The sequence below is a fragment of the Halopseudomonas sp. genome (genome assembly GCF_036961105.1).
GTDB lineage: Bacteria > Pseudomonadota > Gammaproteobacteria > Pseudomonadales > Pseudomonadaceae > Halopseudomonas.
Genome location: NZ_JBALWW010000010.1, coordinates 103,481 through 126,656 on the forward strand (window position 1 = coordinate 103,481; position 23,176 = coordinate 126,656).

Annotated in this window: 20 protein-coding genes; 15 read left to right on the forward strand and 5 right to left on the reverse strand. The window is 61.8% G+C overall.

The genetic code is table 11. The features are described from left to right. Positions 1–97 precede the first annotated feature (97 nt). The 5 genes from V7756_RS11660 to V7756_RS11680 all read left to right on the forward strand — a co-directional run bounded on the left by V7756_RS11660 (position 98) and on the right by V7756_RS11680 (position 6,041). On the forward strand, positions 98–1,513 hold the full coding sequence (locus V7756_RS11660; protein ID WP_088275855.1) for an acetyl-CoA carboxylase biotin carboxylase subunit: 1,416 nt from the start codon (positions 98–100) through the stop codon (positions 1,511–1,513). 87 nt (positions 1,514–1,600) lie between these two features. Further along, positions 1,601–3,412, forward strand: a complete 1,812-nt coding sequence (gene oadA / locus V7756_RS11665) for a sodium-extruding oxaloacetate decarboxylase subunit alpha (RefSeq protein WP_335610345.1) — start codon at positions 1,601–1,603, stop codon at positions 3,410–3,412. 124 nt (positions 3,413–3,536) lie between these two features. Beyond that, a complete protein-coding gene (locus V7756_RS11670) occupies positions 3,537–4,244 on the forward strand; it encodes a carbonic anhydrase (protein WP_335610346.1) in 708 nt (235 codons plus the stop codon). A gap of 212 nt (positions 4,245–4,456) precedes the next feature. Further along, a complete protein-coding gene (gene purE / locus V7756_RS11675) occupies positions 4,457–4,948 on the forward strand; it encodes a 5-(carboxyamino)imidazole ribonucleotide mutase (protein WP_335610347.1) in 492 nt (163 codons plus the stop codon). Positions 4,949–4,958: 10 nt separating this feature from the next. Then, positions 4,959–6,041 carry a 5-(carboxyamino)imidazole ribonucleotide synthase gene (locus tag V7756_RS11680; RefSeq protein WP_335610348.1) on the forward strand — a complete coding sequence of 361 codons (1,083 nt, stop codon included), beginning with the start codon at positions 4,959–4,961 and terminating at the stop codon, positions 6,039–6,041. Positions 6,042–6,579: 538 nt separating this feature from the next. Here the strand turns inward: V7756_RS11680 and V7756_RS11685 are convergent. Further along, positions 6,580–7,800: an acyl-CoA dehydrogenase family protein gene (locus tag V7756_RS11685; RefSeq protein ID WP_335610349.1), complete on the reverse strand. Its 1,221-nt coding sequence runs from the start codon at positions 7,798–7,800 to the stop codon at positions 6,580–6,582. A 160-nt stretch (positions 7,801–7,960) separates the two neighbouring features. Between V7756_RS11685 and V7756_RS11690 the strand changes: the two genes are divergently transcribed. From V7756_RS11690 to V7756_RS11735, 10 genes are all read left to right on the forward strand, one after another. Beyond that, positions 7,961–8,602: a TetR/AcrR family transcriptional regulator gene (locus V7756_RS11690; RefSeq protein ID WP_335610350.1), complete on the forward strand. Its 642-nt coding sequence runs from the start codon at positions 7,961–7,963 to the stop codon at positions 8,600–8,602. A 130-nt stretch (positions 8,603–8,732) separates the two neighbouring features. Continuing rightward, positions 8,733–12,392, forward strand: coding sequence for a PAS domain S-box protein (locus V7756_RS11695; RefSeq protein ID WP_335610351.1), 3,660 nt, complete (start codon positions 8,733–8,735; stop codon positions 12,390–12,392). Between the two features lie 4 nt (positions 12,393–12,396). Continuing rightward, the gene (locus V7756_RS11700; RefSeq protein ID WP_335610352.1) at positions 12,397–13,386 is read left to right on the forward strand and encodes a two-component system response regulator; all 990 of its coding nucleotides are present in this window, start codon (positions 12,397–12,399) and stop codon (positions 13,384–13,386) included. Between the two features lie 87 nt (positions 13,387–13,473). Continuing rightward, positions 13,474–14,010, forward strand: coding sequence for a DUF3299 domain-containing protein (locus V7756_RS11705; protein WP_335610353.1), 537 nt, complete (start codon positions 13,474–13,476; stop codon positions 14,008–14,010). Positions 14,011–14,128: 118 nt separating this feature from the next. Further along, the gene (locus V7756_RS11710; protein ID WP_335610354.1) at positions 14,129–15,061 is read left to right on the forward strand and encodes an alpha/beta hydrolase; all 933 of its coding nucleotides are present in this window, start codon (positions 14,129–14,131) and stop codon (positions 15,059–15,061) included. A 1-nt stretch (position 15,062) separates the two neighbouring features. Continuing rightward, positions 15,063–15,767: a tRNA (N6-threonylcarbamoyladenosine(37)-N6)-methyltransferase TrmO gene (gene tsaA, locus V7756_RS11715; RefSeq protein WP_335610355.1), complete on the forward strand. Its 705-nt coding sequence runs from the start codon at positions 15,063–15,065 to the stop codon at positions 15,765–15,767. A gap of 65 nt (positions 15,768–15,832) precedes the next feature. Further along, positions 15,833–17,029, forward strand: coding sequence for a GGDEF domain-containing protein (locus tag V7756_RS11720; protein ID WP_335610356.1), 1,197 nt, complete (start codon positions 15,833–15,835; stop codon positions 17,027–17,029). A gap of 95 nt (positions 17,030–17,124) precedes the next feature. Further along, the gene (locus V7756_RS11725; protein ID WP_335610357.1) at positions 17,125–17,472 is read left to right on the forward strand and encodes a DUF3301 domain-containing protein; all 348 of its coding nucleotides are present in this window, start codon (positions 17,125–17,127) and stop codon (positions 17,470–17,472) included. A gap of 101 nt (positions 17,473–17,573) precedes the next feature. Beyond that, positions 17,574–18,542 carry a CobW family GTP-binding protein gene (locus tag V7756_RS11730; protein WP_335610358.1) on the forward strand — a complete coding sequence of 323 codons (969 nt, stop codon included), beginning with the start codon at positions 17,574–17,576 and terminating at the stop codon, positions 18,540–18,542. A 30-nt stretch (positions 18,543–18,572) separates the two neighbouring features. Then, the gene (locus V7756_RS11735) at positions 18,573–18,938 is read left to right on the forward strand and encodes an NADH:ubiquinone oxidoreductase (RefSeq protein WP_335610359.1); all 366 of its coding nucleotides are present in this window, start codon (positions 18,573–18,575) and stop codon (positions 18,936–18,938) included. Positions 18,939–18,949: 11 nt separating this feature from the next. Here V7756_RS11735 and V7756_RS11740 read toward each other — a convergent pair whose 3' ends face one another. The 4 genes from V7756_RS11740 to glmU form a co-directional block, all read right to left on the reverse strand. After that, entirely contained in the window at positions 18,950–19,399 is a 450-nt protein-coding gene (locus V7756_RS11740) for a DUF192 domain-containing protein (RefSeq protein WP_335610360.1), read from the reverse strand. Next, entirely contained in the window at positions 19,396–20,262 is an 867-nt protein-coding gene (locus V7756_RS11745) for a flagellar brake protein (protein ID WP_335610361.1), read from the reverse strand. The genes V7756_RS11740 and V7756_RS11745 overlap by 4 nt, the downstream gene beginning before the upstream one ends. 79 nt (positions 20,263–20,341) lie before the next feature. Then, positions 20,342–21,526, reverse strand: coding sequence for a C17 cyclopropane fatty acid synthase CfaB (cfaB, locus tag V7756_RS11750; RefSeq protein ID WP_335610362.1), 1,185 nt, complete (start codon positions 21,524–21,526; stop codon positions 20,342–20,344). Positions 21,527–21,640: 114 nt separating this feature from the next. Further along, positions 21,641–23,002, reverse strand: coding sequence for a bifunctional UDP-N-acetylglucosamine diphosphorylase/glucosamine-1-phosphate N-acetyltransferase GlmU (gene glmU / locus V7756_RS11755; protein WP_335610363.1), 1,362 nt, complete (start codon positions 23,000–23,002; stop codon positions 21,641–21,643). Positions 23,003–23,176 lie beyond the last annotated feature (174 nt).

Here is a 23,176-nt window from a genome sequence, read left to right on the forward strand (position 1 = left end):
AATATTTTGCAATGTATCGCCCGTCGGCCACGCACCGGCGTGGTGATACGCAAAGCTTTCGAGCATCCACTCGATCACCCACACGAGGAACGCGTACGTGATCAAGAAAATTCTGATTGCCAACCGGGGCGAGATTGCCGTTCGCATCGTCCGCGCTTGCGCGGAGATGGGCATCACCTCGGTTGCGGTCTACACCGATCCCGACCGCTATGCCCTGCACGTCAAACGCGCCGACGAGTCCTACAACGTCGGCAGCGACCCGCTGGCCGGTTATCTGAACCCGCGCCAACTGGTTAACCTGGCGGTAGAAACCGGCTGTGACGCCCTGCACCCGGGCTACGGCTTCCTGTCCGAGAACGCTGAGCTGGCAAAGATCTGTGCCGAGCGCGGCATCAAGTTCATCGGTCCGGCAGCCGATGTGATTACCCGCATGGGCGACAAGACCGAAGCACGCCGCAGCATGATCGCCGCCGGCGTACCGGTCACCCCCGGCACCGAAGGCAATCTGGCAGATCTTGACGAGGCGCTGCGCGAAGCCGAGCGCGTCGGTTACCCGGTCATGCTCAAGGCAACGTCCGGTGGTGGTGGTCGCGGTATTCGTCGTTGCAACAACCGCGAAGAGCTGGAATCGGCCTACCCGCGAGTCATCTCCGAGGCCACCAAGGCCTTCGGCAGCGCGGAAGTCTTCCTCGAGAAGTGCATCGTCAACCCGAAACACATCGAAGCGCAGATTCTCGCCGACAGCTTCGGCAACACCGTGCACCTGTTCGAGCGCGACTGCTCGATCCAGCGCCGCAACCAGAAGCTGATCGAGATCGCGCCCAGCCCGCAGCTAACCCCGGAACAGCGCGCCTACATCGGTGATCTGGCGGTCAAGGCCGCGCAGGCGGTCGGTTACGAGAACGCCGGCACCGTCGAATTCCTGCTGGCCGACGACGAAGTGTATTTCATGGAAATGAATACCCGGGTTCAGGTCGAGCACACCATTACCGAGCAGATCACCGGCGTCGACATCGTCCGCGAGCAGATCCGCATCGCCTCCGGCCTGCCGCTGTCGATCAAGCAGGAAGACATCCAGCACCAGGGCTTTGCGATCCAGTTCCGGATCAACGCCGAAGACCCGAAGAACAACTTCTTCCCCTCCTTCGGCAAGGTTACCCGCTACTACGCACCGGGCGGTCCGGGCGTGCGGGTCGATACCGCGATCTACACCGGTTACACCATTCCGCCGAACTTCGACTCCATGTGTCTCAAGCTCATCGTCTGGGCCATGACCTGGGAAGAGGCGCTGGACCGCGGCCTGCGTGCGCTGGACGACATGCGCCTGCAGGGGGTCAAGACCACAACCCCGTACTACCAGGAAATCCTGCGTAATGCCGAGTTCCGCTCCGGCGTGTTCAACACCAGCTTCGTGGAAGCCCACCCCGAGCTGCTGAACTACTCGATCAAACGCAAACCCGAGGAGCTGGCGCTCGCCATCGCAGCCGCGATTGCCGCCCACGCCGGACTATGACACTAGCGGCAAGCTTCAAGCCGCAAGCGACAAGACACACCGCTTGCAGCTTGGCGCTTGAAGCTTGCAGCTGATGAGGAACAGAAAATGAGCAACACACGCAAAATCACCGTTACCGATACCATCCTGCGCGACGCCCACCAGTCTCTGCTGGCGACCCGTCTGCGTACCGAAGACATGCTGCCGATCTGCGACAAGCTGGATCAGGTCGGCTACTGGTCGCTGGAAGTCTGGGGCGGCGCGACCTTTGACGCCTGCGTGCGCTTCCTCAAGGAAGACCCCTGGGAGCGCCTGCGCCAACTGCGCGCCGCGCTGCCGAACACCCGCCTGCAGATGCTGCTGCGCGGCCAGAACCTGCTCGGCTATCGCCATTACAGCGACGATGTAGTTCGCGCCTTTGTCGCCAAGGCCGCCGAGAACGGCATTGACGTGTTCCGCATCTTTGATGCCATGAACGACGTGCGCAATCTCAAGGTTGCCATTGAAGCGGTCAAGGCCGCCGGCAAGCACGCCCAGGGCACCATCGCCTACACCACCAGCCCGGTGCACACGGTCGAGGCTTTCGTGAAGCAGGCCCGCGCCATGGCCGACATGGGCGTGGACTCCATTGCCATCAAGGACATGGCTGGCCTGCTGACCCCCTTCGCCACCGGCGAACTGGTCAGGGCGCTGAAAGCCGAGCTCGACCTGCCGGTGTTCATCCACTCGCACGACACCGCCGGCCTGGCCTCCATGTGCCAGCTCAAGGCGATCGAGAACGGCGCCGACCATATCGATACCGCGATTTCCTCCATGGCCTGGGGCACCAGCCATCCGGGCACCGAATCCATGGTGGCCGCGCTCAAGGGCACCGAGTTCGATACCGGTCTGGACCTGGAGCTGTTGCAGGAAATCGGCATGTACTTCCACGCCGTGCGCAAGAAGTACCACCAGTACGAAAGTGACTTCACCGGCGTGGATACCCGCGTGCAGGTCAATCAGGTGCCGGGCGGGATGATGTCCAACCTGGCCAACCAGTTGAAGGAGCAAGGCGCGCTGGACCGCATCCAGGACGTGTTCGCGGAAATTCCGCGGGTGCGTGAAGACCTCGGTTTCCCACCGCTGGTGACGCCCACCTCGCAGATCGTCGGCACTCAGGCGGTGTTCAACGTGCTCGCCGGCGAGCGCTACAAGACCATCACCAACGAGGTGAAGCTGTACCTGCAAGGCCGCTACGGTCAGGCGCCGGGCCAGATCAACCAGAAGCTGCAACGCCAGGCCATCGGCGGCGAAGAGGTCATCGATGTACGCCCCGCCGACCTGCTCAAGCCGGAAATGGATCGCCTGCGCGGTGAAGTTGGCGCGCTGGCCAAGTCCGAAGAAGACGTGCTGACTTACGCCATGTTCCCGGATATTGGCCGCAAGTTCCTCGAAGAACGCGAAGCCGGCACCCTGAAACCGGAACAACTGCTGCCGCTGCCAGGCGAAGGCGCTCCCGCCGCAGCCAGCGAAGGCGTGCCTACCGAGTTCATCATTGACGTGCACGGTGAGTCGTACCGCGTCGATATCACCGGCGTGGGCGTCAAGGGCGATGGCAAGCGTCACTTCTACCTGAGCCTGGACGGCATGCCGGAAGAGGCCGTCTTCGAGCCGCTGAACGCCTTCGTCGGCGAAGGCAGCGGCAAGCGCAAGCAGGCGAGCGAGCCGGGCCACGTGACCACCAGCATGCCTGGCAACGTGGTAGACGTACTGGTTGCCGTGGGCGACAGCGTCAAGGCCGGCCAGGCGGTACTGGTCAGCGAAGCCATGAAGATGGAGAGCGAGATTCAGGCCGCCATCGCCGGCACCGTGAAAGCGGTCAACGTCGCCAAGGGAGACCGCGTAACCCCCGGCGATATCCTGATCGAAATCGAAGCCTGATCCACGCGCCGGCAGCCGGTGGAAACACTGGCTGACAAATTACTGCACCGGCGCCTCCTGGCGCCGGTGTCGTCTGTGCCACAGTGATCGTCTATAGCCCAAACCGATGATTGAGACTTACGACATGAATAACGATGCAAATCATACTGAAACGGCCGAAGAAGCCCTCAAGCAGATTGTCGACGGCTTCAACCGCTTCCGCCACGAGGTCTATCCCGAGCAGCAGGAGCTGTTCAAGAAACTGGCGCACGAGCAGACGCCGCGCGCCATGTTCATCACCTGCGCCGATTCGCGCGTCGCACCCGAGCTGATTACCCAGAGCTCGCCGGGCGATCTGTTTGTCTCGCGCAACGTCGGCAACGTGGTGCCGCCCTACGGCCAGATGATGGGGGGCGTATCCACCGCCATCGAGTTTGCGGTGCTGGCGCTGAACGTGCATCACATCATCATCTGCGGCCACTCCGACTGCGGCGCCATGAAAGCGGTGCTCAACCCCGCCACGCTGGACTCGCTGCCCACGGTAAAGGCCTGGCTGCGCCACGCCGAAGTCGCCAAGATCGTGGTAGAAGACAACTGCAGCTGCCAGGAAGAGCAGCTCGGCATGATGACCGAAGAGAACGTGATCGCGCAGTTGCAGCATCTGGCAACGCATCCGTCGGTCGCCTCGCGGCTGGCCCGTGGCGAGCTGTTTATCCACGGCTGGGTGTACGACATCGAGACCGCGCAGATTCGCGCCTACGACTCGGAAACCAACGAGTTTCGCCAGATCGGTGATGGTCCCTTGCCGATGGCCACTCCGCGGGCGCGTTACCCGGTTTCCTCCCGGCGCTGAGGGGGCTGGGACCCCAGCTAGCTGCTTATGTGGCAATACGGCATTCTGCATTGTCGGCAATCGGGGTATACTTCGCCGCTTGATTCTATTTTGCAGCTCGGCCGGTTCTCCGAAGCGCCCGAACTGTGTTCTCCAAGCCACGACAGCTCGCTGCCGTGGCTTGTTGGTTTTTACCGCCCGCGGGCGGCAACACTGAGCGAGGCACAAAACAGATGAGCGCACTGGTTGGCGTGATCATGGGCTCCAAGTCCGACTGGTCCACCCTGAGCCATACGGCCGATATGCTGGATCAACTGGGCATTCCCTACGAAGTGAAGGTGGTCTCTGCCCACCGCACCCCCGACCTGCTGTTCCAGTACGCCGAAGAAGCGGCAGGCAAAGGTATCGAGGTGATCATCGCCGGCGCCGGTGGCGCCGCCCATCTGCCCGGCATGTGCGCGGCCAAGACCCATCTGCCGGTGCTCGGCGTGCCGGTGCAGTCGTCCATGCTGTCCGGTGTCGACTCGCTGCTGTCCATCGTGCAAATGCCCGCCGGCGTGCCGGTCGCCACCCTGGCCATCGGCAAGGCCGGCGCCATCAACGCCGCGCTGCTGTCGGCCAGCATACTGGGCGGCAAGCACCCCGAGTTCAGCCAGGCGCTGCAGGATTTTCGCGCGCAGCAGACCGAGAACGTGCTGAACAACGACGACCCGCGTCAGACCTGAGGAATCGACCATGAAAATCGGTGTTATCGGTGGCGGCCAGCTGGGCCGCATGCTGGCCCTGGCCGGCACCCCGCTGGGGCAGCAGTTCGTCTTCCTTGATCCGGCACCGGACGCCTGCGCCCAGGCCCTCGGCGAGCACATTCGCGCCGACTACAGCGACAAGGACCACCTGCGCCAGCTGGCCGATGAGGTTGATCTGGTAACCTTCGAGTTTGAAAGCGTGCCCGCCGAAACCGTGGCCTTCCTGTCGCAGTTCGTCCCGGTGTACCCCAACGCCGAAGCCCTGCGCATCGCCCGCGACCGCTGGTTCGAGAAGTCTATGTTCCAGGAACTCGGCATCCCTACCCCCGAGTTCGCCGACATTCAGTCGCAGGACAATCTGGATGCCGCAGTCAAGCGCATCGGCCTGCCGGCGGTGATGAAGACCCGCACCCTGGGCTACGACGGCAAGGGCCAGAAGGTGCTGCGGCATCCCGAAGACGTGGTCGGTGCCTTTGCCGAACTGGGCAGCGTGCCCTGTATTCTGGAAGGCTTTGTGCCCTTCACCGGCGAGGTGTCGCTGATCGCCGTGCGCGCCCGCGATGGCGAGACCCGTTTCTACCCGTTGGTGCACAACACCCACGAGAACGGCATCCTCAAGCTGTCGGTGGCCAGCACCGCGCACCCGCTGCAGGCGCAGGCCGAGGCTTACGTCAGCAAGGTGCTGAGCAAACTCGAGTATGTCGGCGTCATGGCCTTCGAGTTCTTTGAAGTGGATGGCGGCCTAAAGGCCAACGAGATCGCGCCGCGCGTACACAACTCCGGCCACTGGACCATCGAAGGCAGCGAGTGCAGCCAGTTCGAAAACCACCTGCGCGCCATCGCCGGTCTGCCGCTGGGCGCCACCGCCACCCTGGGCGAAGCCGCCATGCTCAACTTCATCGGTGAAGTGCCCGACGCCAGCCAGGTCACCGCCATCGAGCAATGCCACCTGCACCACTACGGCAAGGCCTTCAAGGCCGGTCGCAAGGTTGGTCACGCCACGCTGCGCTGTGATGATATGGCGACGCTGAAAGCGCGCATTGCCGAGGTTGAGGCGCTGATCGCACGGTGATACTGGTGGTGCTGCGAGTAACGCACGATGGTTCCCATGCTCCGAGTGGGAACCCGCCGCCTGGACGCTCCGCGTCCACTCCCTCCGAGGCCTCTCATTGCACGCACCAGCACAGCGGACGCGGAGCGTCCTGGCAGGTATTCCCACGCAGAGCGTGGGAACGATCGAAACTCTCAGAATGCACGAACCAACGTCCCGTCTACGCGGGCGAGTAGCGCAGAACTACCGGGAAAAAGGTGCTCGCGATGTCTGAGGTGCGCAGCGCCGAGTTTGCGAGCATCCCCGGTCGTTCGAGCAACGCAGCGAACCCGAAGGGCCGCGTAGCCGGGTGCCCCGGGGGATCGCTAAGGGGGGCCGGGCAAGCGGTCCCCCTTGGCTCGCCGTCAAGGCGAAAAACGACTCGCCAGAAGACACTCCTTCCGGCAATGCAACTCAAAAACGGACGCGGAGCGTCCTCACCAGCGTTCCCACGCAGAGCGTGGGAACGATCAAACCCATAGCATCGAGTGACACTGCGGGCTGCTCACCGGTCAGCACATTACTGGAAGCGTTTGAGCTCGGCCTTGGCGATCGCATTGCGGTGCACCTCATCCGGACCATCGGCGGTACGCAGATGACGGGCGTAGACATAGAGCTGCGCCAGCGGGAAGTCAGACGAGAAGCCACCGGCGCCGTGCGCCTGGATCGCCCAGTCGATCACCTGACAGGCCATGTTCGGCGCCGCCACCTTGATCATCGCAATCTGCTTGGCTGCCACCTTGTTGCCCACGGTATCCATCAGGTAGGCCGCGTTCATTACCAGGAAGCGTGCCTGGTCAATCATGATGCGCGACTCGGCAATACGCTCGCGCCATACACCCTGCTCCGACAGCGGCTTGTGAAAGGCCACGCGCTTGCTCAGGCGTTCGCACATCAGCGCCAGCGCGCGTTCGGCCTGGCCGATTACGCGCATGCAATGGTGAATGCGGCCAGGCCCCAAGCGGCCCTGGGCGATCTCGAAGCCCCGGCCCTCGCCCAGCAGCATATTGCTGGCTGGCACGCGCACGTTGTCGAAGACGATTTCCGGATGGCCGTAGGGCGGATCCATGTAGCCGTAGCAGCCGAGGTCACGCAGGATGGTCACACCGGGCGTGTCCTTGGGCACCAGAATCATCGATTGCTGCTGATGGCGATTGGGATGCTCGGGGTCACTCTTGCCCATCACGATCATGATTTCGCAGCGGTCATTGGCGGCGCCAGAGATGTACCACTTGCGGCCATTGATCACGTACTCGTCGCCATCGCGCTCGATACGGGTTTCGATGTTGGTTGCATCTGAAGAGGCTACCAACGGCTCGGTCATGGCGAAGGCGGAGCGAATCTCGCCGTTGAGCAGGGGTGTCAGCCAGCGTTCCTGGTGTTCCTTGCTGCCGTAGCGCGCCAGCACTTCCATGTTGCCGGTGTCCGGCGCGCCGCAGTTGAATACTTCCGATGCCCACATGCCCGGTACCCGGCCCATCAGCTCGGCCAGCGGCGCGTATTCCATGTTGGTCAATCCCGGGCCGTGCTCGGCTTCCGGCAGAAACAGGTTCCACAGGCCTTCGGCACGCGCCTTGGCCTTGAGCTCTTCCATCAGCTTGACGGTGGTGTAGGCGTTGCCGGCCTTTTCGTTGGCGCGGATTTCTTCCTCGTAGGCCTGTTCGTTGGGGAAGATGTGCGCATCCATAAAGGCTGCAACGCGCTTCTGCAGATCCAGACCCCGTTCGGTTTGCTGATACATGACGTGACTCCTGACTCGGTTCGCAATCGCCCGGCTGCGGGCGTCCTGGCAACCAAAGTCTCAATACACATGTGTATTGTCAACTGTGTATGGAAAGCCGTATGACGCTGCCTTTGTCTGGCTTATAATGCCGCCTTTGCGTACCAACGAGACAGCCGTAATGCCCGCACCCAGCAAACCCAAACCACGCGGCCGCCCTACCGGACGGGCGGTCCTCAGCCAGCAGGACTGGTTCATCGCCGCGACCGAGGCGATTCTGGAAGGCGGGTTCGATCAGTTGCGCGTACTGCCGCTGGCCAGACGCCTGAAAGTAACGCGCGGCAGTTTCTACTGGCATTTCGATGATCTTGGCAGCTTCATTCAGCTATTTCTCGATCAATGGCAAGCGCTGCGCATGCAGGGATTGCGCTATTGGCAGCCCGGGCAGAACCCGGATCTGGGCCCGGAGCAGGAAGTCGACCGCGTGCTGAAGTTGATGTTTGAAGGCCCGGCGGTGGAGTTCAAACGCATGAAGGTGGAGTTTGCCATTCGTGATTACGCCCAGCGCGCCCCCTACGCGCGTGAGGTAGTGGCAAGAGTCGATGCCGCCAGGGTGGAGCAGACCGCGCAATTGCTGGAGCCGCTGGTCGCCCCCGGCACGGCCAGGGCCATGGCACTGATTCAATACTCGACGGTGCTCGGCAGCGTGCTGCTGTTTCGCGGCCAGCTGGGTGGCGAGCAGTCGCTCACCACCATTCGTACCCATTGGCAATACCTGCTGAACGGTAGTAAAGCCGGCACCTCCTCCGCCGATACAGTGTGATACACAGCTACTCCTCTGCCGACTAGGCAGCCTGCCCGGGTGGCCTTATGATGACATTGTGCCTCCTCTTTAACAGGTAGCAGACGACGCTGGCCCGTCCCCGGGCACTGGCGCAGAGCGGGAGTAAGCCTTGCTGACAGGTTCCTGGTTTTATCAGGCCGAATTGAATCCCGGCCCGCTGCTGCACGCCCATCACCTCCATTCGCTGATGTTCCTGTCGATCATGCTTGCCATTGCCGCCGCGTGGCTGGCCCTGCAGGTCGCCGGGCTGGCGCGCAAGGCGGCTACCCGCTCGACCCACAATGGCGCCGTGGTCAGTGGCGCTGCGGCGTTGGCGGGCGGTATCTGGGCCATGCACTTTATCGGCATGCTGGCGCTGGATATCGGCATGCAGATCAGCTTCGATCCGGTGATTACCCTGCTTTCGATCCTGCCCGCCATGGGCGCGTCCCTGGTGGCCCTGCAGCTGTTGTCGCGGGCTGAACTGGGCTGGGTCGAGCTTGGCTTGGGTGGCATTCTGGTTGGCGCCGGCATCGGCTGTATGCATTATCTGGGCATGTTGGCCATGCGTATGGACGCCCAGCTGCGCTTTGACCCTGCCTGGTTCGCCGCCTCTATCGTGATCGCCATCAGCGTGTCGATACTGGCATTGTGGATCCGCTTCGGACTCCGTCAGGAGTCGACCAGATCGCTGTTTATCGCCGCCCTGGTCATGGGGCTGGGCATCGCCGCCATGCATTACAGCGGCATGGCCGCCGCACGCTTCATTGGGGTAGCGCCCGCAGACTATCAGCCGCAGTATGACCAGCATCTGACCCTGGGACTGATCATCGCGCTGGCTGCGCTGGTGCTGGGCGGCCTGGTTGGCATAGTCAACGGCATAGTGCGCTTCAGCCAGCTGTACCAGCAGATACAGACCCGAGAAGCGAAGATCAGCGCCATCGTAAATACCGCTATCGACGGCATCATCACCACCGACGAGCACGGCATCATTCAGGATTTCAGCCGCTCTGCCGAACGCATGTTCGGCTGGCAGGCCGCAGAGGTGATAGGACGCAGCATCCGTACCCTGATGCCGCAGAAAACCCACGTCAATCATCAGCGCTTTCTGCAGCACTATGGCTCCGGGCAAAAGCCGCACGCGCTGGACAACATTACCGAACTGATGGGCCTGCGCCGCGACGGCAGCGAGTTTCCGGTGCGGCTGGCCCTGGGTCAGACCAAGGTCAAGGGTGTCGATCTGCTGGTGGGCTTTTCCTCCGATATCAGCGAGCGGGTCGCGCTGGAGCAAGAGCTGCGTGAGCGCGAGCAGCAGTACAGCTCGCTGATTGCCAACATTCCCGGGGTGTCCTTTCGCTGTCTGCCGCGAGAGGATTGGCCCATGCTGTTCATCAGCGAAGCGGTGGAATCGCTCACCGGCTGGCCCGCCGAGGGATTCATGCAGGGCGGCCAGAGCTTTGCCGCCCTGATTCATCCGGATGATCAGCAGCGTTGCTACGACCAGGTGATGGCAGCCATCCAGCAACGCGAGAAGTACAGTGTCGAGTACCGCATAACCCACCGCGACGGCAGCGAGCGCTGGGTCGCGGAAAGCGCCAGCGGCATCTTTGACCAGCACGGCAATACCCAGTGGATTGACGGCGTGATGATCGACGTCACCGACAGCAAACTGCGCAACGCCGAATTCGAAGGCATCGTCTACGCGATCAGCCAGGCTCAGGGCATGCTGGAGCTGGGAATGGATGCACGTATCACCTCGGCCAACGAACGTTTTCTGGCACTCAGTGGCTACTCGCGATTCCATCTGCTGGGTGCTCATCACACCCTGCTGTTCGAGCCGGGCGAGCAGGACGACGATCTCTGGCCGCGCCTCAAGCGCGGCGCCTATGTGGCCGGCGAGTTCAGTCTGCGCCACTTTGACGGGCGCAGCGTTCATATTCAGGCCTACTACAATCCCATCCTCGATGCCGACGGCAAGCCACGCAAAGTCGTGGTGCTGGCCACCGACCTCAGTGAGCGGCGCAAGATGGAAGTCGACCTGCTGGAAGCCAAGGAGCGGGCCGAGCAGGCCGCCGAGTCCAAGGGGGCCTTTCTGGCCAACATGAGCCACGAAATACGCACTCCCATGAACGCCATACTGGGCTTCAGCGAGGTTCTGCTCGGCGACAGCCAATTGCCTGAGGCCCAGCGCCAGCACGTCAGAACGGTGCACAACGCCGCGCGCTCGCTGCTCGGCCTGCTCAATGACATTCTCGACACGGCCAAGCTGGAAAAGGGCGCAGTACAACTTGAGAATCAGGCTTTCTCGCTGTTCGATCTGTGCCAGCAGTTGCTCGACGTGTTCCGCCTGGAGGCATCGCAGAAGGGGCTTCAGCTGGATTTCGATTATCAGCTCAACCAGCATCATTACACCGGCGACGCCCTGCGACTGCGCCAGGTGCTGACCAATCTGCTGGGTAACGCCATCAAGTTCACCCTGCAAGGTCGCGTGGAGCTGCAGGTGAGTCACGCCGAAGAAGGCATCTGCATTCGCCTCAGTGATACCGGCATTGGCATAGACCCGCTGCGCCTCGAGCAGATTTTCGACCCTTTCGCCCAGGCGGACGCCTCCATGAGCCGGCGCTTTGGCGGTACCGGTCTGGGCACGACCATTGCGCGCCAGTTGGTGGAGCTGATGGGCGGCAGCATCAGCGTGCAAAGCCAGCTGAAAGTCGGCTCCTGCTTCGAAGTTCTGCTGCCGCTGGCTTCAGCCGCCGCCCTGACGCGACGCCAGAGCGCTGCGGACAGCAGCCTGCGTCTGCCACCGTTGCGCATCCTGGTGGCCGATGATGTTGCCGACAACGTGCAACTGATGGAGCTGATGTTGCGCGCCGACGGGCATACCGTCGTCAGCGCCGGCAACGGTCTGGCCGCCTTCGAGCGGCTGAGCGAAGATCGCTTTGATCTGGTGCTGATGGATATGCAGATGCCCGAGGTGAGCGGCCTGGAAGCGACGCGCATCATTCGCCGCTTCGAGAGCAATCTGGGTCGCACGCCCACGCCCATCATCGCGCTGACCGCCAGCGTACTGGACAAGGACCGCCTGGCCGCCAAGGCGGCGGGCATGGATGGCTTTGCCTCCAAGCCGGTGGATCGCCCCGCGCTGATGCAGGAAATCCGACGGGTGCTGCAGCTGTCGGGCCCGGCGGTGCAGGAGAGCCAGACCGGAGATGCGTCTGCGGGTCCGATAAACTGGCCTGAGGCAGAGCAACGCTGGGGCAACCGCAGCGTGCTGATACAGGCCCTGAGTCGCTTCCTGCTGGCTAACCTCAACGCCGCACGGGAATTGCAGACACTGCTCGACAGCGCGCAGCTGGAAACGGCTGCCGCTCTGCTGCACCGCCTGCGCGGCAGCGCGGCCAATCTCGGCCTGCAGCAGATTCAACAGTTGAGCGCAGCGCTGGAACAGCAGCTGGCACAGCCCGAGCCTGGTGCGCTATCGCCCGGCATAGCAGCGCTGCAGCAAGCGCTGCAGGCGGCCATCACAGCGCTACCCGCCGAGCCCGCCGAGCCGAGCCGGTGCGCACCACCCCTGTCGCCGGTCCAGCGCCAGCAGCTTAACCAGATGCTGGCCAGCCTGATCAGCAGCTTCAAGCGCGGCGAGATGAACGAACAGCGTTTGCAACAACTGGCGGGCCTGTTGGCCCCACAGCGCATGGAGCTGGTACAGCAGGCGCTGAATGATTTCGACTTTGCCCTGGCCGTGCAGCAGCTCGAGAGCGAGCTGGCCTTGCCCCTGACTGAAGACTGATGCCATGCCCCTGAAAGATACCCGCCGCACCCTGTTGCTGGTCGATGACGAACCGTCAAACCTGCATGTGCTGCGACACATACTGCAGGACGATTACCGTTTGCTGTTTGCCCGTGACGGTGAACGCGCCCTCGAGCTGGCCGGCACCGAGCGTCCGGACCTGATCCTGCTGGATGTGATGATGCCCGGCATGACCGGACACCAGGTCTGCGCGCGCCTCAAGGCCAACCCACTGACTGATCCCATCCCGGTCATTTTTGTTACCGCGCTGAGCAATGTGGAAGACGAGATCCGCGGGTTCGAGCTGGGCGCTGTGGATTACATCAGCAAACCGGTGAGCAGCCCCATAGTGCGGGCCAGGGTGCGCACGCACCTGTCGTTGGTGCGTGCCGATGTGCTGCGCGAAACCCGCCTCAACATTGTTCAGTGTCTGGGTATGGCCGCCGAATACAAGGACAACGAGACCGGCCTGCATGTCATCCGGATGAGCCATTTTTCGCGCATTATCGCGCTGGCGGCCGGTTACAGCGAAGAAGATGCTGACGAATTACTGCACGCCGCGCCAATGCATGACGTCGGCAAGATCGGCATCCCCGACGCCGTTCTGCAGAAGCCGGGCAAGCTGGACGCCGAAGAGTGGCAGATTATGCGTCAACACCCGGAGATCGGCGCCCAGATTATTGGCGAGCATGACGCCAGCATGTTGCAGATGGCCCGGCGCATTGCCCTGAGCCACCATGAAAAATGGGATGGTAGCGGCTACCCGAAAGGGCTTGCCGGTGAGGACATCCCGATCGAAGGGCGTATTGTGGCCATCGCCGATGTCTTCGACGCCCTCACCAGCCAGCGACCTTACAAGCAAGCCTGGCCGGTGGAAGACGCGGTGGCACTGATCCGCAGCGAGCGCGGCAAACATTTTGACCCGCAACTGGTCGACTGCTTCCTGGCCAGCCTGGAGTCCATAGTCGAAATCAAGGAGCGCTGGGCCGAGTAGGCCGGCCAACGCAGGCTTGTTCCGGGGCCGGAACCGTCGCAGACTGCGCCAGTCTGATTCTTGATACCGCCTTCAGGACCCTTGCCAATGCCGCTCTGCCGCCTGCTTCTACTCTGTTTACTGGTCGCCCCCACCCTGCTCAGCGCCGGGCAACCGCGCGAGGTCGACTGGCTCGACCTGTTACCCGCCGAGGACTACCAGGCCATGCTCGACATGCCGGATCTCGACCACGGCAACGGCCCGGATGCCAACGGCGACTTTACTAGCAGCCTGCGCCAGGAGAACAACAGCCTGCCGGAGGTCATGTACTCGACCCGCGTGGTCGCAGAAATGGACCAGCAGTACATCCGCATTGGCGGTTATCCGGTCCCCATCGAAGCCGACGCACGGGGACGTTATACCCAGTTTTTTCTGGTGCCTTACGCGGGTGCCTGCATCCATGTACCACCGCCGCCGCCCAACCAGATCATTTTGGTAGATTACCCAGCGGGCATCGAGATAACCGATATCTATCAGCCGCTGTGGATTCAAGGCCAATTGCAGGTAGCGCAAACCAGCAATCAGCTAGCCGATGCCAGCTATCAACTTGAGGCCGACGAGGCAGGGCTCTACGACGCGCCTTAGCGCGGATGATTGGCCATATCAAGGTGCGGTTACACAATCGCCCAGCCGGGTGGCCCACCCAGAGGTGGCAATCCGTTATGCTGTCGTTCTGTCATCACTCTTTCTGGAGCTGGATCGGATGCAATTACTGATAGGCCTGATCGGCCTGCTGCTGCTCATCGTCACCAGCCTGCGCCGCTGGCTGCTGCGCCGCGAGTCGCCGCAAAAGCAGGTCATGCCCTTCGCCGGCGAGTTGTATCAGGTGGGTTCAGCGGTGATTGCGCGCACCCGGCCCGACGCGCCGGGTGGCAGCGTGATTGTCATGCACGGTTTTGTAGAGAACTTTCTCTATTTCACCGAACACTATCAGGATCCAGACCTCCAGCTTATTTTGCTGACCAGCGCAGACTATCATCTACCAGTCACCCAGCCCCGTTTCAGCCAGGCCGACTGGGTCAAGGTACCGGAACAGCGGGCTGGCAGCATCGCCTACGACGCTGCGGTACTCAATCAGGCGCTTGAGCACCTGGCCACCGGCAGTCGCATACGGGTGCACGGCCATTCGCGGGGCGGCGCCGTGACGCTGGAGGCAGCACGCCAGCGCCCGGATCTGTTCGAACGGGTAGAGGTCATCCTCGAAGCGCCCGTGTTGCCGCAGGGCAAACCCTACAAGCCGGTGCCACCCCTGGCACGCTGGTTTGCGCCCTTCTACCTGTTTGCCTGGCAACAGCAGCCGATCAGCCCCGCCAATGCCAAGCTGTTCGGTCCGCTGGATGATCCGCGCAAGCGCGAGCTGATCATGGCGCTCCCCTTCAACCCGCGCTACGGCAAGACCTTTGTCAGCAATATCAAGGATCTTGCACAGTGGATGGAGAACAACGGCAGCGACATCTTTCAGCACGTCAAATTCGGCGCCATCCTCATTCCCTCGCATGACCGCATCCTGAATGCCGAGGCCATGCGCCAAAGCGCGCAGCAGGCCGAGAACCTGCAGATCATCGAGGTACAAGGCTGCAGCCACCTGATCACCGCAGACCGCCCCGACAGCATTCCGGCCCTGCCAGGCGACTGAGATGGGCTACACTCTCGAACCCATAGGCATAGTGCACTCGTGCTTTCGCGAGAAGTTTGCCATACCCCGACAACCGCAACTGGCGCCTGCGGCTACCGGCACACTGGAGCTGTTCGCACCCTACAATCGCGCCGAGGCGCTGGCCGGGCTGGAGCAGGTCAGCCATCTCTGGCTGCTGTTCATCTTCCATGCGGCCGACAGCGGGCCGGAGCACTTGCGCGTGCGGCCGCCCAGGCTGGGTGGCAACCAGCGCATCGGCGTATTCGCCAGCCGCGCGACACACCGCCCCAATCCGCTCGGTCAGTCTGTAGTACGACTCGACGGCATAGCCGAGGGCAAGTTGCTGCTCTCGGGCCTGGATCTGCTCGATGGCACGCCGGTGCTTGATATCAAACCCTATGTACCCTACGCCGATAGCCTGCCTGATGCCCACAACGGCTTGGCTCCTGCCCCACCGGCAGCAATCACCGTGGAGTGGTCTGCAGTTGCGTACAGCCAGGCTCAACAGCATGCGGCACGTCTGCAAAGTGACGTGGCGGGTCTGATTGAACAATGCCTTGCTCAGGACCCCAAACCGGCCTACCAGCAGCCCGGCCCCGAACGCGAATACGGGGTGCGCTTCTGGGATCTGAACCTGCGTTGGCACTATCCGGCGCCCGATCGTATTCGCGTCATTGATATTCAACTGGCCGACATCCGCACCTGAACCCGCACAGCAGCCGGTCAAGAGGATATACTGCCGGCAAAAATCAGCTCAGATGCGACACTACCATGGGCGTGCTGTACTTCTCACCGATGTTGCTGGGCATTTGCCTGTTGCTGGCCATCGCGGTCAGCGCCACGGCATTGCGCTTCATGGTGCCCACCGAGCAGGGCCCCGGCTTCTGGATGGCCGGCTGTTGGTCGCTGATTGGCGGTATTGGTCTTTTCATCGGCTTCATTCTGACCCACAACCCCTGGTTGAATGTACTGGGGAACGCCGCCCAACTGGCGGGCGAGGCGCTGTTTCTGCTCGGTATTTTCCGCTTTATGGGTCGTCCGCTGCCCTGGTGGACGGTGCCGGCCAGCGCTGGCGTGATGGCGCTGTTCAACACCCATTACTGGCTCTACGCGGGCAACTCCGATTTTCTCATGGGCGTGTACTCCACCATCGCCGGCCTGCTCCCGGCGCAGGCAATCTGGTTACTGTTAAGCGCGAGGCAGGATAGTCACACCCGTCCGGCCCAGTTGCTGGTAGCCATCAGCCTGGTCATCTATTCCCTGGCTACCCTGCTGCGCGGTTATCTGGGCTACCACGGCTGGTGGCACGACCAGCCCTATACCCAGCCATACCAATCGTTCAGTTATCTGCTGCCCTACAATTTCGCTATCCCGGCACTGGTGATGGGCTTTGTCGGGTGCACCCTGATGACCACCCAGCGAGTGCTGGCGCGCAGCCACCGGCTGGCAGAGCAGCTGCAGGAGCTGGCCACTCGTGATCCCCTGACCGGGGTGCTCAACAGGCGCGCCTTTCATGAGCATTTGCAGCAGGAACTGGCCCGCGCGCAGCGCTACGGCACGCCCCTATGTCTGGCCATGCTGGATCTGGACCATTTCAAACAGCTCAATGACCGCCTGGGCCACCTTGGCGGTGATCAGGCCCTGCAGCGCTTTGCCTGGGTGTGCGAGCAACAGGCCAGAAGCTGCGACGTATTTGCGCGTATCGGCGGTGAGGAGTTCGTGCTGTTGATGCCACAAACCGGGACGGCCGAAGCACTGCGCATGCTGGGTCGCCTGCAGAAGGCGCTGGCTGACGAGCGACAACATTATCAGCAGCAGGATTATGCCCTGGCCTTTAGTACCGGGCTGGCCGAGCGAAGCCGCGATGAAAGTGCCGACAGCCTGCTCAAGCGGGCCGACCAGGCGCTCTATGCTGCCAAGGCAGCCGGCCGCAACCGAATCGAAGTCTGGGAGGCCCCGCTGGCCTGAGTCGGCCAGAAATACGTGGCATACTCAACGCTTGTCCATAAACGCATTTGCAGGGGGTTCTTGCGGTGTTCAATCTAGGTCATGTTGCGCTCCTGATGCTGCTGATACTGATCGGCTGGTGGCTGCTGCGCACACTGGGGCTGCGCGACCAGGCCCTGCGACTGGTCCGCAAACATTGCGAGCGCAGCGATGTGCAACTGCTGGATGACAGCATAGCGCTCACGGGCATGCGCGTTGTGCGCAATCGGCGCGGGCGCCCAGGTCTGGTTCGTCGGTACGCGTTCGAGTTTACCGTTACCGGAGAGCATCGCTACGACGGTTATATCGATTTGCACGGGCAACAGCAGCTGCATCTGGAGATGGCTCCGCATCCCTTCCCCGGTGAAGCCCCCGATGAGCACATGCACCCAAGCACCAGCGCCACTATCCATAGAATACATTAAGCTTTATTTATCAATGGCTTATTCTATTCAAAGAGCCATCAATAGTAGATTTGGCAAATTTTGTTCCACGTGGAACCCTGGCTGCTCGGAGCAAATCGGCGATGCTGACCCAGATACCTACGCACTTGATAGCTGGGCCCCTGGGCGCCGGCAAGACCTCGCTGCTGCGACACCTGTTAAGACACAAACCGCAACATGAGCGCTGGGCAGTGCTGATCAATGAGTTTGGTCAGGTGGGCATGGACCTGGCACTGCTGAGCGAACCATCTGCGCACGATATCAGCCTGAGCGAAATTCCAGGCGGTTGCCTGTGCTGCGTCAACGGCCTGCCCTTTCAGGTCGGCCTGGGCCGTCTGCTACGCCGGGCCAAGCCTGACCGCGTGTTTATCGAGTCTTCCGGTTTGGGTCACCCGCTTCAGTTGCTGCAACAATTGGATGAGCCCCCCTGGCAGGGTGTATTGGCCCTGCAACCGCTGATCATGGTGCTGGACAGCCCGGCGCTGGCCGCTGGCCGTCCGCTGGCCGACGCGCAGCAACAGGCGTTGTCGCGGGCGGGGCTGCTGGTGTGCAATAAGGCCGAGCAGTTGAGTGAGGCAGATCGACAGCGTCTGCGCGAGACTCTTGAGTTCGCCAACATCTGCTTTACCGAGCATGGCGCCCTGACGTGGCAGCAACTGCCGCAGCGGGCGGCCGGGCAAATGGGCGCTCCCCAGCCCGAGGCCCGGCCCGGTCCCCCCATGCTGCCTGCATTATGGTTGCACCAGGCAAACTGGATCAGCGCTCATCAGCTGCAGCAATCACCCTACTCCGTGGGGTGGCGCATGTCGCCGCTAGAGCAATTTCGTCTGGTCGACCTGCAACGCTGGCTGGCCAAGGCGACCTGGGTTCGCGCCAAGGGCGTCATGCACACTGATCAGGGCTGGAAAGCTTTCAATCTCTTACCGGAGCGTCCGCCAAGCTGGCAAGACAGCCTCTGGCGACAGGATAACCGCGTTGAGCTCATCAGCGCCGAGCTACCGCCGGTGGGCGAACTGGAAGCAGGCTTGCGGGCAGCTGTACAGAGCCAGTAACCTAGCCCCTTTGCCACCTGATGCCTACCCATGATCCGACTGTCCTTGCTGTGTGGCCTGCTCGTTAGCACTAACCTCTGGGCACAAGCCTGCCTGATTGAATCCAGCGATCAGAAACTGCCTGTGCGGCTGTGCCAGCAAAACATGACCATTCCGAAAAACCTGTTTTCGGCCAATTTCTGCCACCCGCAGATTCCGGACCGCAGCTTTGCCATCAGCATGGTGGATGCCTGTCCCGAGGGTGCCTATGGCGTATGCGAGGGATCGCGCACCAATGGCGTTGGATACCAGCAATCCATCTACTATTACAGCGATGCTGACGATGCGCCGGTGCTCAAGGCCTATTGCGAAAAGGTCAGCCAGGGACAGTGGCGCCAGCCCGCTGAAGCCGACTGAAGCGGCGCCGGTTATTGCGCTGGCGGCGAGGCTGGCAGTGCGCCCATATCCAGTTGGTCGCCTGCCTTGATACCTAGCGCCTGGATGGTGCCGGCCGGTATCTCCAGCACGTAACGCAGCGGCTCGGCGGCTTGGTAGATAGCGCAGGGCATCTGCCGGCAGGGCGGCACGTTGGCAAACAGCTGCTTGATACGGCCGTGGGTATCGACGAACACGAGATCCAGGCTGATACGCATGTTGTGCATCCAGATAGCCGGGCGCGTGCCGGCCGGGAAGTCGAACAACATGCCGGTACCGGCCGTCAGCTCACGTCCCATCAGCCCCTGCTGGCGACTTTCGGGATCGGCGGCAACGGCAAAATCAAAGCGCTGATTGCCCAGCAGCAGCTGCTGTGAAGGCGCTGCAGCGGCAAGCAGGGGAACCAGCAGCGCCAGGCCGAATACAACGCGCGCGCGGATCAAAGATTTTCCTTGAGCAGGTTCTGGTAGACCATGTTGGTCAGATAGAGGCGATCCTGCTCGCTGATATCAACAAATTCCACGCCTGTCGCTATCAACCCTTGCTGGCTTTCATCATTGCTGACAGCACGCACCCGCGCATTGATGGTGAGATAGACGTCCAGACCCGCGGGGTTGATGCGAAACGACAGCTTGAGTTCTTCATCTTTCTGCGCGAAGGGCTTGGGCGACAGCATGCGCGCCCCACCCACACTCATATCGGTCATGCGTGCAGACGCCTGGCTGCCGTCAGCCCGGCTGATTGCGGTGACCAGTTCCACCGAGACCCGTGCTGAACTGCGAATACGCATGGACTGTACGCTGTCCGGGTACGCCAGATGCAGATAGGGAAAGGGCGAAAGATTGGATTTCAGTACTCGCGTCTTGTAGGCCACCGCATCCTTGCCCACGAAGCCGCGCACCAGAAATTGCTGCCCTTCCTTGACGAACACCAACTTGCCTTGCTGCATGGGTGCGCTGACCAGCAGACTGACCGGTGCGTGGAAGCCGATCATGCGCACTTGATAACGCTCGGCATGGGTCGGGTGCAGCGTTTGCAGTTGCACCAGATCACCGGGAGCCAACTGCACCTGAGCCAGACTGGATATCTGTCCGTCCATGGCCCCGGCCGCCGGGCTCGCAGGTGATTCGCGCTCGGCTTGTGGGGCAGAGCGAAAGAGTCCGAGCTTGAGTAATTGGCCCAACAGGGGCTTGTTGTCGATCACATGGCCGTGTGCAAAGAGCACTTTGCCATCCGCGTCTACCACATTCCACGGCAGAGCTTTACCAAGCGGAATATCTTCCTCAACCAGGGCTATCAGCGACACGCAATTGCTCCAACAAAAGACAAAATTAGTTTATCAATGTAGCAGTGTTAATGGCCTCAGGCTATCTTCCGAAAGGCGTTTAACGATAAAGATCCGCACGCGTCCAGGGCAGCTGATGTTGCCCATCCGGTAGCGGTTTGACCGCCAGGATCTGGTGAATATTCATCCAGTTTCTGGCGAAGCCGTACGCGCAGCCAGCCAGATATATCCGCCAGATCCGCAGCGCTCGGTCGTCGACGTAGGCACTCGCCTCGTCCAATCGCGCTTCGAGATTGGCACTCCAATGCTCCAGCGTACGTGCGTAGTGCAGACGCAGGCTTTCCACATCCACCACCTCCAGCCCTTGCTCGCTCATGCTGGCGACCGCCATGGCCAGATGCGGGAGCTCGCCATGCGGAAACACGTAACGCCCAATAAACTGCCCTGCGCCTCGGCCCACCTGGCGGCCGTCGGTGTATTTGGCGGTAATCCCATGATTCATCACCAGTCCGCCCGGTTTCACCTGCTCATGCAGTATCGCAAAGTAGCGATCAAGGTTGACGTGTCCGACGTGCTCGAACATCCCCACGCTGACTACCTTGTCAAACTGCTCGCCGCCTTTCAGGTCGCGGTAGTCGAGCAGCTCCAGGTGAACCTGGTGACTGAGTCCCTGCGCCGCCACCCGCTCTCTTGCCAGCTTCAGCTGCGCCTGACTGAGGGTAATGCCAACCACGCTAACGCCATACTCCCGGGCGGCATGTCGGGCGAGGCCGCCCCAACCGCAGCCGACATCCAGCAGGCGCTCGCCAGGCTTCAAGCGTAGCTTGCGACACAAATGGTCGAGCTTCTGAATCTGCGCCTTGGCCAGCGAGTCGGAAGCATGACGAAAATAGCCGCAGGAGTAGATCATCTCCGGATCCAGCCACAGCGCGTAGAAATCGTTGGAAAGGTCGTAATGGTAGGAGATGGCTTCGGCGTCGGTTGCTTTATCGTGGGCCTTGCGCGGCGCGGAGCTTTCCGCTGGCAGGTCGCCGAGCAGCGATTTGCTCATGCGGTCAGCCACCGCAATCACATCCATGATGGCGCCATGGATATCCATGCGCTGCTGAATGAAGGCTTCGCCCAGCTTGTCGAGCGTCGGGCTTGCCAGCTCCTGCAGCAATGAGGGGTCGCGAATCTCCAGGGTCACTCTGGGGTCTGGGCCCAGATCCAGGGTGCTGCCCGCCAGACAGATACGCAACGGCAGTTCGAGTGAACGCAGAGACGACGTTAATTGGGTAAGCATGCGCGCGCACCTCCAGCCAGTTCGAAACCTCTCATGCAATATAGAACAGCATTAGCGGTTTTTGATCCCTGGGCGGTGCGCGCGCTCGTTGACCGTCAAACGTCCGCGATTACCTCAGCGTTTCTGCGGGCGCTTCCAGCCCTCTATATTGCGCTGGCGGGCGCGGCTTACAGCCAGGCTGTCGGCCGGCACATCCTGGGTTACGGTAGAGCCTGCTGCGGTAGTGGCGCGGGCACCTACCGTCACCGGCGCTACCAGAGCGGTATTGGTACCAATAAAGGCGCCGTCGTCAATCCGCGTCTGATGCTTGTTGGCGCCGTCGTAATTGCAGGTGATGGTACCCGCGCCGATGTTTACTTCGCTGCCCACTTCGGCGTCGCCAATATAGGACAGGTGATTCACCTTGGATCCCTCGCCGATGACGGCCTTCTTGGTCTCGACAAAGTTGCCGATCTTGGCGCCCTTCGCCAGCCGGGTTCCGGGACGCAGACGCGCATAGGGGCCTACATCGCAGTCCTCCCCTACCTCGGCCTGTTCCAGATGGCTGAAGGCCTTGATGTGGCTACCAGAGGCGATAACCGAATCGCGAATAACGCAGTTGGCCTCGATGATCACATTGTCGGCAATGCTGACCTTGCCCTCGAAAATGACGTTGATATCCACACTGATGTCGCGGCCCACCGTCAGCTCGCCGCGCACGTCAACCCGCTGCGGGTCGGCCAGGGTGACGCCTTCGGTCATTAGGCGCTGCGCCTGGCGTGACTGATACTCGCGCTCCAGTACGGCCAGTTGCAGACGGTTGTTGGCCCCCATCACCTCGGGCTCGCTGGCCGGCTGCGCCACTTCGACGGGTACGGATTCAGCAACTGCCAGCGCCACCACGTCGGTGAGATAGTACTCGCCCTGGGCATTCTGATTGGACAGGCTGCCGAGCCATTCGGCCGCGCGGCTGCCCGGCAGGGCCATGATGCCCGTGTTGCCCTCGGTAATCTGCAGTTGCTCAGGGCTGGCATCTTTCTGTTCGACAATCGCCATTACCCGCCCAGCCGCATCGCGCACGATACGACCGTAACCAGTAGGGTCCTGCATGCTGACCGTAAGCAGACCCAGGGCCTGGGTGCCGGCCTGCTGGCTCAGCTGCTCCAGCGTCGCCACTTGCAGTAGCGGTACATCGCCATAGAGCACCAGTATCTGCTCGGCACCAGTGGTGTCGGGTATTGCCTGCGCCACCGCGTGTCCGGTGCCAAGCTGCTCGTGCTGCATCACCCAGTTGAGATCCGCAGCATCCAGTCGAACCTGCACTTGCTCTGCGCCATGTCCGATCACCACGTGGATACGTTGCGGCGACAGCGCCCGAGCGCAATCAATCACATGTCCCAGCATGGGCTTGCCGGCGACGGGGTGCAGCACCTTGGGCAGGGATGAACGCATGCGGGTGCCTTGACCAGCAGCGAGGATGACAACGTGCAGATTCATTGAAACGTCCTGTTTGGCGAAAAAAACGTGCGGTGAATGATAACAAAAGTGCAAGCTGCAAGCTGCAAGCTGCAAGCTGCAAGCTGCAAGCTGCAAGCTGCAAGCTGCAAGCTGCAAGCTGCAAGCTGCAAGCTGCAAGCTGCAAGCTGCAAGCTGCAAGCTGCAAGCTGCAAG